17 protein-coding genes and 2 riboswitches are annotated in these 17,495 nt (G+C 56.0%); of the genes, 15 read left to right on the top strand and 2 right to left on the bottom strand.

Going from position 1 to position 17,495, the window contains the following annotated elements; translation table 11 throughout:
• Positions 1-7 precede the first annotated feature (7 nt).
• The 3 genes from gmk to coaBC are packed head-to-tail and all read left to right on the top strand — an operon-like array spanning position 8 to position 2,078.
• Positions 8-622, top strand: a complete 615-nt coding sequence (gene gmk, locus NM10_RS10570; RefSeq protein WP_020311558.1) for a guanylate kinase — start codon at positions 8-10, stop codon at positions 620-622.
• Positions 623-637: 15 nt separating this feature from the next.
• Complete coding sequence (gene rpoZ, locus NM10_RS10565; protein ID WP_014016712.1) at positions 638-847, top strand: DNA-directed RNA polymerase subunit omega; 210 nt, start codon at positions 638-640, stop codon at positions 845-847.
• A gap of 16 nt (positions 848-863) precedes the next feature.
• Positions 864-2,078, top strand: a complete 1,215-nt coding sequence (gene coaBC / locus NM10_RS10560; protein ID WP_020311557.1) for a bifunctional phosphopantothenoylcysteine decarboxylase/phosphopantothenate--cysteine ligase CoaBC — start codon at positions 864-866, stop codon at positions 2,076-2,078.
• A 252-nt stretch (positions 2,079-2,330) separates the two neighbouring features.
• Here the strand turns inward: coaBC and NM10_RS14765 are convergent, their stop codons facing one another.
• Complete coding sequence (locus tag NM10_RS14765; protein WP_020311556.1) at positions 2,331-2,744, bottom strand: hypothetical protein; 414 nt, start codon at positions 2,742-2,744, stop codon at positions 2,331-2,333.
• 77 nt (positions 2,745-2,821) lie between these two features.
• The gene (locus NM10_RS14760) at positions 2,822-3,592 is read right to left on the bottom strand and encodes a hypothetical protein (protein WP_020311555.1); all 771 of its coding nucleotides are present in this window, start codon (positions 3,590-3,592) and stop codon (positions 2,822-2,824) included.
• Between the two features lie 136 nt (positions 3,593-3,728).
• Positions 3,729-3,829: riboswitch (SAM riboswitch) on the top strand.
• Positions 3,830-3,889: 60 nt separating this feature from the next.
• On the opposite strand from NM10_RS14760, the gene metK reads away from it, so the two are divergent.
• The 12 genes from metK to ribD form a co-directional block, all read left to right on the top strand.
• Positions 3,890-5,080, top strand: a complete 1,191-nt coding sequence (metK, locus tag NM10_RS10550; protein ID WP_020311554.1) for a methionine adenosyltransferase — start codon at positions 3,890-3,892, stop codon at positions 5,078-5,080.
• A 125-nt stretch (positions 5,081-5,205) separates the two neighbouring features.
• A complete protein-coding gene (locus NM10_RS14755) occupies positions 5,206-6,006 on the top strand; it encodes a hypothetical protein (RefSeq protein ID WP_239639709.1) in 801 nt (266 codons plus the stop codon).
• On the top strand, positions 5,903-7,564 hold the full coding sequence (gene priA, locus NM10_RS10545) for a replication restart helicase PriA (RefSeq protein ID WP_239639711.1): 1,662 nt from the start codon (positions 5,903-5,905) through the stop codon (positions 7,562-7,564). Before NM10_RS14755 ends, priA begins: the two co-directional genes overlap by 104 nt.
• 352 nt (positions 7,565-7,916) lie before the next feature.
• Positions 7,917-8,378 carry a peptide deformylase gene (gene def, locus NM10_RS10540; protein ID WP_020311553.1) on the top strand — a complete coding sequence of 154 codons (462 nt, stop codon included), beginning with the start codon at positions 7,917-7,919 and terminating at the stop codon, positions 8,376-8,378.
• A complete protein-coding gene (fmt, locus tag NM10_RS10535) occupies positions 8,378-9,313 on the top strand; it encodes a methionyl-tRNA formyltransferase (RefSeq protein WP_020311552.1) in 936 nt (311 codons plus the stop codon). The genes def and fmt overlap by 1 nt, the downstream gene beginning before the upstream one ends.
• 98 nt (positions 9,314-9,411) lie before the next feature.
• Positions 9,412-10,743, top strand: coding sequence for a 16S rRNA (cytosine(967)-C(5))-methyltransferase RsmB (gene rsmB, locus NM10_RS10530; protein WP_020311551.1), 1,332 nt, complete (start codon positions 9,412-9,414; stop codon positions 10,741-10,743).
• 1 nt (position 10,744) lies between these two features.
• Positions 10,745-11,773: a 23S rRNA (adenine(2503)-C(2))-methyltransferase RlmN gene (rlmN, locus tag NM10_RS10525; RefSeq protein ID WP_020311550.1), complete on the top strand. Its 1,029-nt coding sequence runs from the start codon at positions 10,745-10,747 to the stop codon at positions 11,771-11,773.
• A gap of 69 nt (positions 11,774-11,842) precedes the next feature.
• Positions 11,843-12,550, top strand: coding sequence for a Stp1/IreP family PP2C-type Ser/Thr phosphatase (locus NM10_RS10520; protein WP_020311549.1), 708 nt, complete (start codon positions 11,843-11,845; stop codon positions 12,548-12,550).
• Positions 12,551-12,586: 36 nt separating this feature from the next.
• On the top strand, positions 12,587-14,563 hold the full coding sequence (gene pknB / locus NM10_RS10515; protein WP_020311548.1) for a Stk1 family PASTA domain-containing Ser/Thr kinase: 1,977 nt from the start codon (positions 12,587-12,589) through the stop codon (positions 14,561-14,563).
• A 10-nt stretch (positions 14,564-14,573) separates the two neighbouring features.
• A complete protein-coding gene (rsgA, locus tag NM10_RS10510) occupies positions 14,574-15,437 on the top strand; it encodes a ribosome small subunit-dependent GTPase A (protein WP_020311547.1) in 864 nt (287 codons plus the stop codon).
• 2 nt (positions 15,438-15,439) lie between these two features.
• Positions 15,440-16,084: a ribulose-phosphate 3-epimerase gene (gene rpe / locus NM10_RS10505; RefSeq protein WP_020311546.1), complete on the top strand. Its 645-nt coding sequence runs from the start codon at positions 15,440-15,442 to the stop codon at positions 16,082-16,084.
• Between the two features lie 58 nt (positions 16,085-16,142).
• Positions 16,143-16,274, top strand: a riboswitch (FMN riboswitch).
• A gap of 111 nt (positions 16,275-16,385) precedes the next feature.
• Positions 16,386-17,495: bifunctional diaminohydroxyphosphoribosylaminopyrimidine deaminase/5-amino-6-(5-phosphoribosylamino)uracil reductase RibD (gene ribD, locus NM10_RS10500; protein WP_036244026.1), on the top strand; the 1,110-nt coding region annotated here is incomplete at its 3' end.

The raw sequence follows: 17,495 nt of genomic DNA, 5'->3' as shown, positions 1-17,495 counted from the left end.
TAATGCTATGAATGATTCCGGATTGCTCATCGTCGTGTCCGGCCCGTCCGGAGCCGGCAAGGGGACTATCTGTTCTGCTCTGCGGGAACAGTTCCCCAATATCCAGTATTCCATTTCTATGACGACCCGTGACCCCCGGCCCGGGGAAGTAGACGGCGTCAATTATTATTTTGCCGATAACGCGCGGTTCGAACAGCTCCTGGCAGAAGATGCCTTCCTGGAACACGCCAAGGTCTACGACCATTACTACGGCACGCCCAAGAAGTACGTCTACCAGATGTTGGAAGAAGGCAAGCATGTCATGCTGGAAATCGACATCCAGGGAGCCATGCAGGTCAAAGAACGGTATCCCCAGGGCGTCTTCATCTACATCGTACCACCCAGCCGGGCTGTGTTGGAAAAACGCCTCCACGGCCGCCAGACCGATTCGGACGACGTCATCGCCGGCCGCCTGGCCAAGGCCCGGGAAGAACTGGATTGGATCGACCGCTATGATTATGTCATCGTCAACGACGATTTGGATAAGGCCGTCGACGAAGCGGCTTCTATCTTGAAAGCCGAACAGTGTAAAGTGACGCGCAATGCCCATCGCATCGCCCATACGAAAGAATTGTACAAATAATAGGAGAGATGAACTATGTTAATTAAACCGACTCTTGAATCCCTGATGACTAAAGTGGACAGCAAATATACGCTGGTTACGCTGGCTGCCAAACGGGCCCGCCAGCTTACCGATGGCGACGAACCCCTCGTCGACGTCGATACGACGAAAGTAGTTTCCATTGCCATGGAAGAAATCGACCAGGGCAAGATCACGTATGAAGCACCGCGTGACGGCATTAAATAACACGGAGGTGTTTTCCATGAGCTTGGAAAAGAAAAAGATTGTCTTAGGAATCACTGGCGGCATTGCGGCCTTCAAGGCAGCTTCTATTGCCAGTCAGCTCCGCAAGCGGGGGGCCGAAGTCAAATGCATCATGACCGACCATGCGACGAAACTGATTACGCCCTTGACGATGCGGGAAATTTCCGGCAATCCCGTTGCCGTATCCATGTTCGACGATGTGCCTGAATTCAACGTAGAACACATCGCCCTGGCCCGCTGGGCCGACGTCTTCGTCATCGCACCGGCGACGGCCGACATCATTGGCAAGATCGCCAACGGCATTGCCGACGACATGCTGTCGACGACGGTCATGGCTACGACGGCACCGGTCCTCATCGCACCGGCTATGAATACCAACATGTATCTCAACCCCATTACTCAGGACAATATGGCCAAGCTGAAGAAATTCGGCTATCATTTCATCGCTCCCGACAGCGGTCATCTGGCCTGCGGCATCGACGGCGTCGGCCGCCTGCCCGAACCGGATACCATCGTCGACTACATCGAGCTCCTGGCCTGCCGCAATGACCTCCTGAAAGGGAAAAAGGTCATCGTCACGGCTGGCGGCACGCGGGAACCTATCGACCCGGTCCGCTTCATCGGCAATCATTCCAGCGGCCGCATGGGCTTTGCCATCGCCAAGGCTGCCGTCATGGCCGGTGCTGAAGTCACCCTCGTCGCCGGGACGACGGATAACCTCAAGACACCTGTAGGCCTGGCCCGCCGCATTGATGTCGGCAGTACGCGTGACATGAAAGCTGCCGTCGATTCCTATTATGACGACTGCGACCTGGTCATCAAAGCCGCAGCTGTCGCCGATTACCGTTCGGCCCATCCGGCGGAAAACAAGATCAAGAAAAACGACGATACCCTGACCATCGAAATGGCCAAGAACCCGGATATCCTCTATGGCCTGGGCCAGCGCAAGACCCATCAGACCCTGGTCGGCTTTGCTGCCGAAACGACGAATGTCATCGAATACGGCACGAAGAAGCTCAAGAAGAAGAACCTCGACATGCTCGTCGCCAACGACGTCAGTGCCGAAGGAGCCGGCTTCAAAGGGACGACCAACATCGCCACCCTGCTTTTCCCGGACGGCTCTATGGAAAAATTAGAAAAAATGGATAAAGACGAACTCGCTGCCATCATCGTAGCCCGCGCGGCTGCCATTATGGCGAAAAAGAATAGTTGATAGCAGGGAGTTTGCAGAAAAAGGACTGTCGCATGTGCGACAGTCCTTTTTAGCAGTCAGCAGCTAGCTGTTAGCAGTTAGCAAATGAATTTAACTTTAAAAGTATCTTTACAAACTATGGGCCGATTACAAAAAAATACACGGCCCGTGGCCTTGTGCGTAGGGGACGCCTGGAAGGCGTCCCGCTGTGATATTCGATCATAGCCCATTCGGGCTTAATAGTATGTTTTTTTAATCACGAACCACGAGCCACTAACCACTAACCCGCCCTACGATGGCTTTGGCGAAGCCGTTGAGGTTGGTCGGGCCGACGGAGAGGATGGGGCAGTTATTTTCTTTGGCTTCCGTAATGGCCCAGCGGACGAGGGGCGTCTTGCCGTCTTCCAGGTTGACGACTAAGAGGGACGCTTCTTTCAGCATCCGGTCATCGCCCGGCTGGCCGCTGATGAGGAGGACGGCACCGAAACGGCGCTGGATGCGGCGCTGCCAGTCGGGATCGCCGCCGGCCAGGGCTATCTGACGGCCCGTGAGGAAGCGGTCCAGCTGGCGCGTATAATCGCGCTGGGTCATGAAGGAGGGCAGGTCCAGGCCGCGGTCTTCCGGGTCCCGGACGGAACGCGACGCTTCCTGGGGCGTCACTTTCCGCGGCGCCTGGCCTTTGGTCATATCCGGCCGCACCTGGCGCTTGTTGAGTTCCTTGCGCAGGGCCAGGAGTTCGGCAATCTGGCTGGATGCCGTTTCCTTTATCTTTTCGATATACTGTTCCTGCTTGCGGATACGGTCTTCATACTGTTTGCGGTCCTGTTCGCGGCCCGTCCTTTCCGCATCGAGTTCCTGGCGCAGCGTTCCAGTTCAGAAAGGACGGCCGTGCGGTTCTTGGCTTCCAGGCGCAGGCGCAGGAGTTCTTCCCGGTCGGCGTCCATCTGGGCTTTTTCTTCCCGCAGCTGCTGAAGTTCTTCTTTTTCTTTGCCCATCATCATGGCCGGCGTTTCCTGGCCGCCAGTGACGGCTTCGTCGGACCAGGGCTGGTCGCAGATGACCATGAGATAGATGCCCAGGGCATGGGCTGCCGCGTGCTTGGCCATCTGCACGTCTTCAAAGACGTCGGTCAAGCCGAGAATCTGACTGTCCGTCTGGAGCATGAGCAGGTCGATGATGCCCATATAGGAAAAAGATTCCATAGTCTGCGCCATATCGTAGCGTTCGAGGTGGATCGTGCCGGCGTAGATTTCTTCCGGGTTCTGTTTGGACGTATAATACGTATTGATGAGCAGCCGGTCGGCCGTCCGTTCGTAGATGCGCAGTACCAAGGCGTCTTCCTGGTCTGTGCCGGTGTGGCGGCTGAAGGTCAGCCGTTCCTGGGAAAGAAGGGTCGTCACCAGGCTCGGGGTCTTGTACCATTTGCCGAATACTTCTACCCGCTTGGCCAGCCGCAGGTCGCCGGGCTTGCTGCAGGTTGCATAATCAAAATAAGGGTCGTTGAAGAATATATCTCTAGGCCGCAATTTGGTCATATCTAATCATCCTTTCTATCTTCTCCATTATAACCCTGCCTATAGGGCAACGTCTAGTAGACAATGTTTTTTAGGCATAAAAAACACTTGCAAAATAGGCGGACTTGAATTATAATGGATGAGCAAACCAAATAAAGAACCATCAAGAGACGACGGAGGGACTGGCCCTGTGATGTCGCAGCAACCTTCAGCTATGAAAGGTGCTAATTCCAGCAGTGATATACTGGCAGATGGGGATTAGAAGCCCCTCTCATGAAGTCATGGATGAGGGGAATTTTTTTTTAAGGAGGATCACTCATGGCAAAAAATCGTGAATTCTTTACATCCGAATCCGTCACCGAAGGCCATCCCGATAAAATGGCTGACCAGATTTCGGACAGCATTTTGGATGCCATTCTCGCAAAAGATAAAAACGCTCGCGTTGCTTGCGAAACCCTGGTAACGACTGGTATGGTACATGTCGTCGGTGAAATTTCTACGACGTGCTACGTCGATATCCCGCACATCGTCCGCGAAACGATTCGTGACATCGGCTATACCCGCGCTAAATATGGTTTTGACTGCGACACTTGCGGCGTCCTCGTTTCCCTGGACGAACAGTCCCCGGACATCGCTATGGGCGTCGACGATGCCTTGGAAAAGAAAGAAGGCAATACGGATAAGTTCGATACTATCGGCGCTGGCGACCAGGGCATGATGTTCGGCTATGCTACCAACGAAACGGACGACTACATGCCGCTGCCGATTTCCCTGGCACACCGCCTGGCACGCCGCCTGGCCAAAGTCCGCAAAGACGGCACACTGCCGTATCTCCGTCCCGATGGCAAGACCCAGGTCACTGTCGAATATGAAGACGGCAAACCGGTCCGCATCGATACGATCGTCATTTCGGCACAGCACAGCCCCGAAGTCGGCCGCGAACAGATCGAAAGCGACCTCCTCGAATTCGTCATCAAACCGGAACTGCCGGAAGGCTTGTTCGACGACAAGACGAAACTCTTCATCAATCCGACTGGCCGTTTCGTCATCGGCGGTCCTCAGGGCGATTCGGGCCTCACAGGCCGTAAGATCATCGTCGATACCTATGGCGGCATGGCTCGTCATGGCGGCGGTGCCTTCTCCGGCAAGGACCCCACAAAAGTCGACCGCTCGGCCGCTTATGCAGCCCGTTACGTCGCCAAGAACGTCGTCGCTGCCGGCCTGGCCGATAAATGCGAAATCCAGCTGGCTTATGCCATCGGCGTAGCCCGCCCGGTTTCCATCCACGTCGAAACCTTCGGTACGGGCAAAGTCCCGAACGAAAAGATCGTCGAACTCATCGAAAAGAACTTCGACCTTCGTCCGGCTGGCATCATCGCCATGCTCGACTTGCAGCGCCCGATTTACAAACAGACCGCTGCCTATGGCCACTTCGGCCGCAACGACCTCGACCTGCCTTGGGAAAAGACAGACAAAGCCGAAACGCTCCGCAAAGAAGCCGGCTTATAAGAGGCGGTTCGATAAACTGAACATCCAGAAAAGAGGCTGTCCCATTAAGACAGCCTCTTTTTGGGTATTGAGTTTGCAGTTTGTAGTTTTTTAGTGCGACAGCCCCATACAAAGGAGGTGTCCTTTTGATTGCTGAAATCATCATCAATACGACGGCGAAACGGCTGCAGCAGACTTTTTCCTATACCGTTCCCGATGGTCTGGCCGTCCGCGTCGGCAGCCGCGTCCTCGTGCCCTTTGGTCATCGCCGGGAAGAGGGCATCGTCGTCGCCCTCCATGAACAGCTGGACGAACCGGCCGATTTCACACTGAAGCCCGTCGAAGGCCTGCTTTCGACGCAGACCGGCTTCCAGGAAGAAATGATCCGCACGGCCATCTGGATCCGCGACTACTATGTCTGCAACCTTTCCGAAGCCCTGCGCCTGTTCATGATCGACAAGAAGGGCCTGGTCCGCCAGGAAATCTTGTCCGTCGGCCCGGCTGCGCCTGTGAGTCCTGAAGGGCGGCAGCTCCAGGCCTATGTCGCCGACAAGGGGAGCCGTGAAAAGGGCAGCCTTGTCCGCCGCTTCGGCAGGGACCTCGTCGAAACGGCCCTGGCCCGCCAGGTCCTGACCAGCCGGACTTATTACAAGAACCAGATTGCCGACAAGATGGAAGACTGGCTTTCCTTCGTCCACGATGATGACGAAGACATCCTCCACGGCCGGCGGCGCCAGCAGGAACTGCTCCAGGCCTTGAAAGAGAAGGGGGGAAGGGGCCGTTTCCTATTGGCAGGGCCAGGGCTACAGCCGCGACCTCATGCGCCGTCTCTGTGCGACAGGCCTGGCCCGCTGGAGCCAGCGGCCGGCCAGGACGACGAATATCCTGCCGACCCTTTCTGGCGATGCTCCCTTTACGCTGACACCGGAACAACAACAGGCAGTTAAAGTTATCGGAAGCGATGAACAAGGAAAAACCTACGTCCTCCACGGCATCACCGGCAGTGGCAAGACCGAAGTCTACATGCAGCTGGCCAGCCAAGTCCTGAAAGAAGGCCGGCAGGTCGTCGTTTTAGTGCCGGAAATCGCCCTGACCGGGCAAATCGTCCGCCGTTTCCTGCGCCGCTTCGGCGACGATGTCGTCGTCATGCACAGCCAGCTTTCCCAGGGTGAGAAGCGCAACAACTGGCTGCGTATGCAGAACGGGACGAGTCATATCTGTATCGGTGCCCGGTCGGCTGTCTTTACGGCGGCCCAGTCCATCGGCCTGTTCATCGTCGACGAAGCCCATGACAGTTCGTATAAGCAGGACGAAGCGCCGCGCTATCATGCCGTCGCCGTGACCCGCCAGCGGGCTGCGTACTACGGCTGCCCCGTAATTCTTGGCAGTGCCACGCCGGCGCTGGGCGACTACTATAAGGCCCTGCAGGGCGATTATGTCCTGGTCGAGCTGACAGAGCGCGTCGGCCAGCGGCCCCTGCCTTCGGTCCAGGTCGTCGACATGCGCGATGAATTGGCCCGCGGGAATTACCGCGTCGTTTCCGATTGCTTATTGAATCTCCTGGAAGAGACACTGGCAGCCCGGCAGCAGGCCATCATCCTTCTCAACCGCCGCGGCTTCTCGACATTCGTTATGTGCCGCAAGTGCGGCTACGTCGTCAAATGCGATACGTGCGACGTGGCCATGGTCTACCATCGTCAGGCCGCCCACCTGCGCTGCCATTACTGCGATGCCGAAAAGCCCGTGCCGACGGTCTGTCCGTCATGTGGCAGCAAATACATCAAATTCTTTGGCAGCGGCACGGAAAAAGTGGAACAGCAGCTCCACGAACTCCTGCCGTCGGCGCGCATCATCCGCCTCGACCAGGATACGACCAGCCGCAAGCACAGCGGCGACCGTATCATCGAAGCTTTCCGCCGTCATGAATATGACATCCTCCTGGGGACTCAGATGGTCGCCAAAGGCCACGATTTCCCCGGCGTCAGCGCCGTCGGCATCTTATCGGCCGACAGCCTGCTCAATATCCCGGCCTACTGGGCTGGGGAACGGACCTTCCAGCTCCTGACCCAGGCGGCTGGCAGGGCTGGCCGCGGTGATATCCCGGGGCGCGTCGTCATGCAGACCTACGCGCCGGACCATTACGTCATCCAGTGCGCTGCCCGCCAGGATTACCGGGCCTTTTATGACCAGGAAATCCAGTTCCGGAAAGAATTGGGCTATCCGCCTTTCCAGGAAATGGCCAAGATCTTAGTCCAGGATGAATCAGAAGAACAAGTCTGGCGCAAGGCCAACGACGTCGCAGCGGCCCTGAACAGCTGGAACGGGGACCACGGCGATGAAGTCGCCGTCATCGGTCCTTACGAAGACGTCATCAAGAAGATACGCAATAAATACCGCCTGGTCCTGTCCCTGACCGGAAAAGACCTGACAGCCATCAAAAAAGCCATGCAGCGCATCCCGGCCTGCTGGCAGACCGGCGTCCTCATCGATGTCGATCCCGTATAATCGTGGGGAATCGCACCTGCCTGTTCAGCCCGTCCGGGATGTGAGTACATTCCCACATCGGGCAGGAACGGGCGCCCCACGTGGCGACCCTTACAGTGCAAAATAAAAAATGAAAGAAGCATTCTGAGAAACTTCATGGCCATGGCGCCCTTCAGGATACGTCCGGAACCGCTCTCAGTGTTACTTCTTCCATTGCTGACGATGTAACATAACCTTATAAATGTTGTCAATTACGGCAGGAGAGAAATGGGCTATTTCAAGCAATTCTGATGAATCTATAGCATTTCTGGCGATTTCATACTATAATAGAAAAAAATAAGCATTTTTACTATTACAATGAGGTGAAAGTTACATGGCAGTACTTACTATTATTAAAGCCGGGGATCCCGTCCTGAAAGCGACGGCGAAACCCGTTACGAAAGTGAATAAACATATAAAGAAATTGCTCGACGACATGGCAGAAACGATGTATGCTGCTGAAGGCGTAGGCTTAGCTGCGCCGCAGGTCAATGAATCGCTGCAGCTCATCGTCCTCGACGACGGCAACGGCCTCATCGAGCTCATCAATCCGGAAATCCTGGAAAAATCGGACGAAACCAATGTCGATACCGAAGGCTGCCTGAGCATCCCCGGATATTACGGCAAAGTGGAACGGGCTTCCAAAATCAAGGTCCGTTCGCTGACACGTCACGGCAAGACCGTCATCTATGAACCGGAAGGCTTCCTGGCCCGTATTTTCCAGCATGAAATCGACCATCTCTATGGCCATCTGTTCATCGAAAAGGCGACGGATTTACAGAAAGTAGGGGACTAATGGATAAGTTACGTATCGTATTCATGGGGACGCCGGACTTTTCCGTCCCGTCCCTGGAAAAATTGGCCCAGGCCGGCTATGATATCGCTGCCGTCTACAGCCAGCCCGATAAACAGCGGGGACGCGGCAAGAAGGTGACTTTCTCGCCGGTCAAGGAAAAGGCCCTGGAACTGGGCATCCCCGTCTTCCAGCCTGATTCCATGCGCAGTGACGACGTCATCGAACAGCTCCGCAGCCTGGCGCCGGACGTCATCATCGTCATCGCTTACGGTAAGATTTTGCCGAAAGCTGTCCTGGACATCCCGAAATACGGCTGCCTCAACGTCCACGGCTCGCTGCTGCCGAAGTATCGCGGCGCCGCCCCCATCCAGTACGCCATCAAAGACGGCGAAGCCGAAAGCGGCGTGACCATCATGCTTCTCGACGAAGGCATGGATACGGGGAAGATGCTGAAAAAAGCGGCTATTCCCCTGGATGCCAAGGAAACGACGGGGACCCTCTTCGATAAATTGTCCATCCTCGGGGCCCAGACCCTGCTCGACGTCCTGACCGACCTGGATGGCTATGAAAGCCGCGCCGTCGCCCAGGATGAAAGCCAGGCGACGTATACGGCCAAGATTACCAAGGAAGAAGCCCACATCGACTGGTCCCAGGATGCGGCCGTATTGGAACGGCTCATCCGGACGCTGGATCCCCATCCGGGTGCCTATACCATCTGCCACGATGGCAAGCGCCTGAAGATATGGGCAGCCGACGTCGTCGAAGGGACACAGGCTGCGCCGGGGACCGTGTTATCGGTGACTAAGAAACAATTCACCGTCCAGACCGGGAAAGGGGCTTTGCGCATCTGTGAAGTCCAGCCCGAAAGCCGCAAACGCATGGCTGCTGCCCAATATCTGCAAAGCGCAGCCTTGACGGCTGGTGAATTATTATAAATGACTCAGTGCAGAGAAGCGGGACAACTGCCGCAACGAAGACGGTTGCCCTGCTTTTGTGCTGTTCGCTACTGCTTTAAAAGCACAGGGAGGAATCCATGAACGTTCGTGAAATTGCCTTTCAGAGCCTGCTGACTATCTGCCGCGATGAAGGCTATAGCAATATCGTCGTCTCCAAGGCGATACAGACCCATCAATTTGCCGACAGGGACCGGCGCTTCTATACGGAGCTGGTTTACGGCACCTTGCGCTGCCTGAATTATCTGGATTGGATCATATCACAGATCAGTACGCGCAAACTGCAAAAACTCGACCCTGTCTGCCTGGCCATCATCCGCCTGGGCTTATATCAGATTTTCGGCATGACCAAAGTCCCCAAATCAGCGGCCTGCAATGAAGCCGTCAAGATGGCGACGAAATTCGGCAACCGGGGCATGGCCAAGTTCGTCAATGCCATGCTGCGCAACAGTATCCGCCGCCGCAGCCAGTTCGTCATCCCCGATAAGGGCGAAAACATCGTAGCCCACCTGGCCCTGACCTATCATCAGCAGGAATGGCTCGTCCGCCGCTGGATCGAAGCCTATGGCCCGGACGATACGGAACGGCTCTGCCAATATTTCGATACGATCCCGCCGCTGTGCCTGCGCGTCAATACGGCCCAGACCAGCCGCGAAGAGCTGCTGGCCGATTTGGAAAAACAAGGCCTGCCGGCCCGCCCGGCTGCCATTTCACCAGACGGCATCTACCTCGACGGCAATCCCGGCATCCATGAACTGACATGCCTGCGCGATGGCCGGGCCATCATCCAGGACGAACCGTCCCAGCTGGTAGCCCATATCGTCGATCCTCAGCCGCACGAAGTCATCTTCGACGTCTGCGCCGCTCCCGGCGGCAAGACGACGCACCTGGCCACACTGGGCGGCCCGTCCTGTGTCGTCTACGGCGGCGATATCCATGAGCATAAACTGCGGCTCATCGAATATAATGCCCAGAAACTGGGCCTCAAGAATGTGCGGACCCTGCTCCAGAACGGCTGCACCATCGGCCAGAAGTACGCCGGCAAAGCCGACCGGGTCCTGGTCGATGCCCCTTGTTCGGGCCTCGGCGTCCTGCGCCATAAGATCGACCTGCGCTGGCGCAAGAATCCCAGCGACCTGCGCACCCTGCCGGCCCTGCAGCGGCGCATCCTGGACAGTGCATCCCAATGCGTCCGTCCTGGCGGCATCCTGGTCTACAGTACCTGCACCATGAATGATGATGAAAACAGCCGCATCGTGGCTGCCTTTTTGAAGAATCATCCGGAATTCCACGTAGAAAACGCGACGCAGTGGCTTCCCGTTCCCGGCCATGAAGGGCCTTTCATCCAGCTCCTGCCACAGCGCGACGGCCTAGATGGTTTCTTCATTGCCCGCATGAAAAAGGAGGGCTGACATGAGTAATGTATTTGATATGACCAAAAAGGAACTCCAGGCGTTCCTCGTCGCCCAGGGGATGAAAAAGTTCCGGGCCGACCAGATTTTTCATTATATTTATAAGCAAAATATCTTTTCCTGGAATGATATGGTCCTACTGCCCAAGAAAGACCGGGAACAGCTGAAGGAAGTGCTGCCAATCTATTTCCCGGAAGTCGTGTCCCGCCTGGACGCCCCGGACGGACAGACAGTGAAGCTCTTATTGCAGCTGGCTGACGGTGAGACCGTAGAAACGGTCCTCATGAAGCACGACTATGGCAATTCCATCTGTGTATCGTCCCAGGTCGGCTGTGCCGTCAACTGCGCCTTCTGTGCGTCCGCCAAGAATGGCTTCGTCCGCAACCTGTCGGCTGGCGAAATGGTCGCCCAGCTCCTGGCTTTCCGCAAATACGTCACGCCGGACCTCCATTCTATAGTCATCATGGGGACAGGGGAACCGCTCCTCAACTACGATAACGTCATCCGCTTCATGAAGCTCATCCACGAAAAGGATACGCTCTATCTGGGCTATCGCAACATGGCCTTGTCGACGTCGGGCATCGTCCCCAAGATGTACGACCTGGCCAAAGAGGGCATGCCCATCACCCTGGCCGTATCCCTCCACGCGCCGAACGATGCCTTGCGGCGTCGCATCATGCCGATTGCCGAGAAATATCCCCTCGACGAAGTCCTGAAGGCGGCCCGCCACTATTTCGATGTCACTGGCCGGAAGGTCACCTTTGAATACATCCTCATCAAGGGCCTGACTTGTACCAACGCCTGCGCTAAGGAACTGGCCCGTCTCCTGGGTGGTCAGAACATCCTGGTCAATGCCATTCCCATCAACGACAACTACGACGTCGGCCTCTACCGGCCCGATGAAAAGACGATGAATGAATTCGTCACGTATTTGCAGCGCCACGGCGTTTCCGTCACTCTGCGGCGGGAAATGGGCAGCCAGATACAGGCCGCCTGCGGCCAGCTGCGCATAAAACGCGAAAAAATTTGACAGGTGACGGCGAATATGATATGAATTAATGTGTACCTATAACGAAACACCGTGAGAGGACGTGAGAATTTGGGCACATACGGTGAATCCAAAATCGGCCTGGTTCGGAAAGTGAATGAAGATTCCTTTTATATCAGCCACGAGAAAAACGTACTGGCCGTAGCCGACGGTATGGGCGGCTATGTAGGCGGTGAAATCGCCAGCAAGACGGCCGTAGAAGCGATAGCTTATTATTTCAAGAACTTTAGTTATGCAGCACCGGTACAGCTGGAGAAAGCCATTCAATATGCGAATTCCAGCATCCTCAGCAAGACCTTGATCGACCCTTCGCTCAAGGGCATGGGGACGACCGTGTCCATGGTGACCCTGGCTCGTCATATGGCCTTCTGGGGCCACGTCGGTGACAGCCGCATCTACTTATACCGCGACGGGGAATTCAAACAGATTTCCGTCGACCATACGATCGTCCAGGTCCTGCTCGAAAAGGGCAAGATAACTGAAGAAGAAGCGATGGATCATCCCCAGCGCCATGTGCTGACCAGAGCCGTCGGCGTCGATGAGAACTTGGTCGTCGACAGCGGAGCCTTTGAAGTACAGCCGAAAGATCGCATCCTGATTTGTTCCGACGGCTTGACATCATTCATCCAGAAACAGGAACTCTACGATGCTATCGGCGATTACCGCCGGACAGAACGGGAAATCATCAATGATCTCTTTGCCCGCGTCTATGAAAACGGGGCGAAAGATAATATCACGGCAATTTTAACAACCATATAATCGGGAACGACTATGAAAGTGGTGGAATAGCTAAAAATGATTGGTCATATCTTAGATAACAGATACAAGATATTGGAAAAAGTAGGCACAGGCGGCATGGCCAGCGTGTACAAAGCACAGGATATCCTCCTGGACCGGATCGTCGCCGTAAAAATACTTCATTCAAAATACGGCAACGACCACGATTTTGTCGTCCGCTTCCGCCAGGAAGCCCAGGCGGCTGCCAAATTGTCACACCCCAATATTGTCAATATATACGACGTCGGCTACGATGAAAATGTCCATTACATCGTCATGGAATTCGTGCGCGGCGAAACGTTAAAAGAATACATCGAAAAACACGGCCACCTGCCGATCAACACGTCGATACAGATTGCCTTCGATATCGGCGAAGCCCTGGAAAATGCTCATGCCAACGGCATTGTCCACTGCGACATCAAGCCTCATAATATCCTGGTCACCGAGACAGGACGCATCAAAGTCGCCGATTTCGGCATCGCCCGGGCTGTGAATTCCGTCGAAAACAGCGACCGTACCGTCCTCGGCTCAGTCCATTATTTTTCACCGGAACAGGCCAGTGGCGGCCATATCGACGAACGGACGGATATTTATTCCCTAGGCGTCGTCATGTATGAAATGATGACTGGCGTCGTCCCTTTCCAGGGCGATACGGCCATCAGTATCGCCTTGAAGCACGTCCAGGACGATATTCCCTTGCCGACGAAGTACAACCGCCGTATCCCGCGGCTCGTCGAACAGGTCATCCTCAAGGCCATGGCCAAGAACCCGGACGACCGCTTCCAGTCCATCGGCGAGATGATGTCGGAACTGCGCCTGTCCCAGGGTTTCATCAATACCAACGGCGCTCGGCCGATCATCAGCAAGGGTCCGTATAACTTCGGCACGCAGAAATTACAGCCTATCAAGGAAAAGGACCTGCCCGAAGAAGAACCGAAAGAAAAGAAGAAGAACCCCTTCACGCGGTTCATGGATTCTATCAGCAATCATTCGCAGAAAACTATCATCATCGGTATGCTCGGCGTCTTCCTCGTCGCCTTTGTCTGGGCCTTCTTTTCCTTTGGGAATTTTTGGAGTACCGAAGACATTACCGTACCGGATGTGACGGGTAAACAGGTCGAAATCGCCAAGAAGATACTGAAAGATAAGAAACTCGACGTTTCCGTCAAGGAAGTGGAAAGCGACGAAGTGCCAGTCGGCGAAGTCATTTCCCAGACACCGTCTGGCGGAGCCGTCGTCAAGGCCAACCGGACCATTTACCTGACCGTCAGCAAGGGGAATAAAGGTGAAGAAGTCCTCATACCGGACCTGCGGAGCCTGACCCTCGATGAGGCCGAAAAGAAACTGAAGGAAATCGGCCTGTCTGTGGGCAAGGTGCGCTACAAAGAGAGCGCTCAGTATGCCGACGGGACCATCATCGACCAGGACCCGGAATCGCCGAAGAAAGTCGAAAAGGAGACGAAAGTCGACCTCGTCGTCTGCCGTAAGAGCGAAACCGAAAAAGAAGCAGAAGCGGCCAAGAATGAAGCCCCTAATACGAGCGGCATGAGCCTCGATGCGGCCGTGAAGGCCCTGGAAAGCGCCGGCTATTCCGTCGGCAGCGTGTCCAACCTCGATTCGTCGAAGGACAGCTCTCAGGCCGTCGTCACGGGCCAGACGTCGGAAGACGGCAAGGTCGTCAACTTGTCCGTCGAATATCCGTCGTCCCAGAGCAGCCAGAGCTCGCCGTCGAGCAGCTCCAGCGGCTCCGATGGCAGTGCCAATAACCAGGAACCGGCCGGGACGCCTCATTACGGGACGGTCAATATCAGCGTACCGTCTGGCGCTTCCAGCCAGCATGTCCAGATCGTCGTATCCGACGACAATGGCTCGCGCGTCGTCTATGACCGCAGCCAGGCCGGCGGCGACAACATCTCTAAGAGCGTCAGCGGCACGGGCAAGACGAGAGTCAAAGTATACATCAACAATTCGTTAGTACAGGACCAGTATATCTAAGGGGAGGAACATGACAAAAGGACGCGTCATCAAGAACTATAACGGCTATTATTACGTCGATGTCGGCCGGGAAGGGCTCATCGAGTGCCGACGCCGCGGCAAATTGCTGAAAGCGAAGATCCTCGTCGGCGACGAGCTGGAAATCACCGAGCTGGGCCAGGACAAGGGCGTCATCGAAGCCCTGCTGCCCCGGCGCAACCAGATACGCCGGCCGGCCGTGGCCAATATCGACCAGCTCCTGGTCATCATGGCGGCCAAGTCGCCGGATCCGAACCAGTTCCTCGTCGATAAGATGCTCATGACCTGTGAATACGGCGGCATCCATCCGACGCTGTGCTTCAATAAGTGCGACCTGGACCGGGAGACGGCCGAATCCTACAAGGCCTTTTATGAACGCTGCGGCTATGACGTCTATCTCGTGTCGGCCAAGACCGGCGAAGGCCTCGATACCCTGCGTAATCTGCTGCCCCACCGCATGACGGCCTTTTCCGGCCCGTCGGGCGTCGGCAAGTCGAGCCTGCTGTCCCAGATCCTGGGCCGGGAAGACTTGTCCGTCGGCGCCGTCAGCGAAAAGATCAAGCGCGGCCGCCATACGACACGCCATTCGGAAATCATGCGCCTCGACAGCGATACGTATGTCGTCGATACGCCGGGATTCAGCTCTCTCGACTTCGAGCACCTCGACCCGAAGGAAGTCCTGCGCCTCTTCCCGGACATGCTGCCCTACAGCGGCGGCTGCAAGTTCTCGTCGTGTCTCCATCTGTCCGAACCGGAATGTACGGTCAAACAGGCCGTCGCTGACGGCCATATCCAGAAAGAACGGTATGACACATACTGTAAGATACTCACTTCCATTGCAGAAAGGAAACGATAGTCATGGTAACCATTTGCCCATCTATATTATCGGCGGACTTCTCCCGCCTGGCTGAAGACATTCAGGACGTCGAACGGAAGGGGGCAGATTGTATCCATCTCGACTTGATGGACGGCCATTTCGTGCCGAACCTGACCTTTGGCGTCCCCGTCGTCAAGGCTCTGCGTAGCTGCACCAAGCTGCCCTTCGATGCCCATCTCATGGTAGAACATCCGGAAACCTACATCGACGGCCTGGCTGCTGCCGGTGTCCAGTACGTCACGGTCCATCAGGAAGCCTGCACCCATCTCGACCGGGTCCTGCAGCAGATCCACGAAGCCGGCATGAAAGGCGGCGTCGCCCTCAACCCGGCGACCCCCGTATCGACTTTGTCCTGCCTGGCCGGGCAGCTGGACATGATCCTCATCATGAGCGTCAACCCCGGCTTCGGCGGCCAGAAGTTCATTCCTTATGCCGTCGATAAGATCCGCCAGGCCAAGGCGCTTCTGGAACAGGCCGGCAATACGACGGCTGTCATCGAAGTCGATGGCGGCGTCAATGCCAAGACCGTCCAGGCCGTCAAAGACGCCGGTGCGACCTTCCTCGTCGCCGGCAGTGCCGTCTTCGGAGCTGACGACCGGGCCGCTGCCATCGCGTCCTTGCGATAAGGACTTGTATTTCTTCTTTTCATGTGCTAAAATCATACATGTAGTTCAAATGAATAAGGATAGTCTTTGAGGCAAGGTGAGAAAGCGGCGCTTTCAATTCCTGACCGGCGGTGACAGTCCGCTAACCCGCAAGGGTTGAACCGATGCAATTTCGGTACCGACAGTACAGTCTGGATGGGAAAAGACGACAGATTGTGTTTTTGTTGCGCTCAAAAGGCTATGGGAATCTTACGTCCATAGCCTTTTTTTATCTTGCGAATCTGAATAGAAGGGAAGGAATACATTGGAACCGGCAGAGTATATGAAAAAAGCCCTGGAATTGGCAAAGACCGCCCTGGGCTATACGACACCCAATCCTGCCGTCGGCTGCGTCATCGTCAAAGATGGCGAAATCGTCGGCACGGGATACCATCATAAGGCCGGCACGCCTCATGCCGAAGTATGGGCATTGCGTGAAGCTGGCGAACGGGCGAAGGGGGCTACGGTCTATGTGACCCTCGAACCTTGCGCCCATTACGGGAGAACGCCGCCGTGTGCCCGGACCCTCGTCGAAAAAGGCGTCGGCAAAGTCGTCATGGCCATGCTCGACCCCAACCCCTTAGTGGCTGGCAAAGGCGCGGCCATCCTGCGCAAAGCCGGCATCGCCGTCGAAGTCGGCCTCATGTCGAAGGAAGCGGCTCAGCTCAACGAAGTCTTCATCAAGAACATGATGGTCCAGAAACCGTTCATCGCCATCAAACTGGCCCAGAGCCTCGATGGCCGCACAGCTTCACGGACGGGGAAATCCCAGTGGATCACCAACGAATGGGCCCGCAGCTACGGTCACTATCTGCGCTCCATCTATGACGGCATCTTAGTCGGCATCAACACGGTCCTGACGGACAATCCCCTCTTGACCAGCCGCATCGAACGGCCCGGCCAGGATGCACCGCATCAGCCCGTGCGCATCGTACTGGATACGAAAGGGCGGACGCCTTTGAATTCGCTCGTCGTCACCGATAAGACGACGCAGACCATCATCGTCACGACGTCCCTGTGCCCGGTAGAGAAGATGAAAGCCCTGAAAGAGGCTGGCGTCCGCGTCATCCTGGCACCGCTCCAGGACGGCAAGACCATCTACCTGCCCGACGCCTTACAGCTCCTGCACGACGAAGGGCTGACCAGCATCCTCGTCGAAGGCGGCAGTACCGTCCAGGGCAGCTTCTTCGATGCCCGCCTGGTCGATAAGATCTATGCCTTCATGGGGGACAAGGTCATCGGTGGGACCGGAGCCCTGCCGTCTGTCGGCGGCTGCGGCGTCGATGAACTCGATGAATGCCTGCCGCTGGTCTACGATTCGGCAGAACTCCATGACAATAATGTATTGATTACGGCATATAATGCCAACAGGGAGGGCGCTATGTTCACTGGC

The sequence above is a fragment of the Megasphaera sp. NM10 genome, assembly GCF_000417505.1.
Classification (GTDB): Bacteria; Bacillota; Negativicutes; order Veillonellales; family Megasphaeraceae; genus Megasphaera; species Megasphaera intestinihominis.
This window is presented reverse-complemented; position numbering and strand designations above follow the sequence as displayed.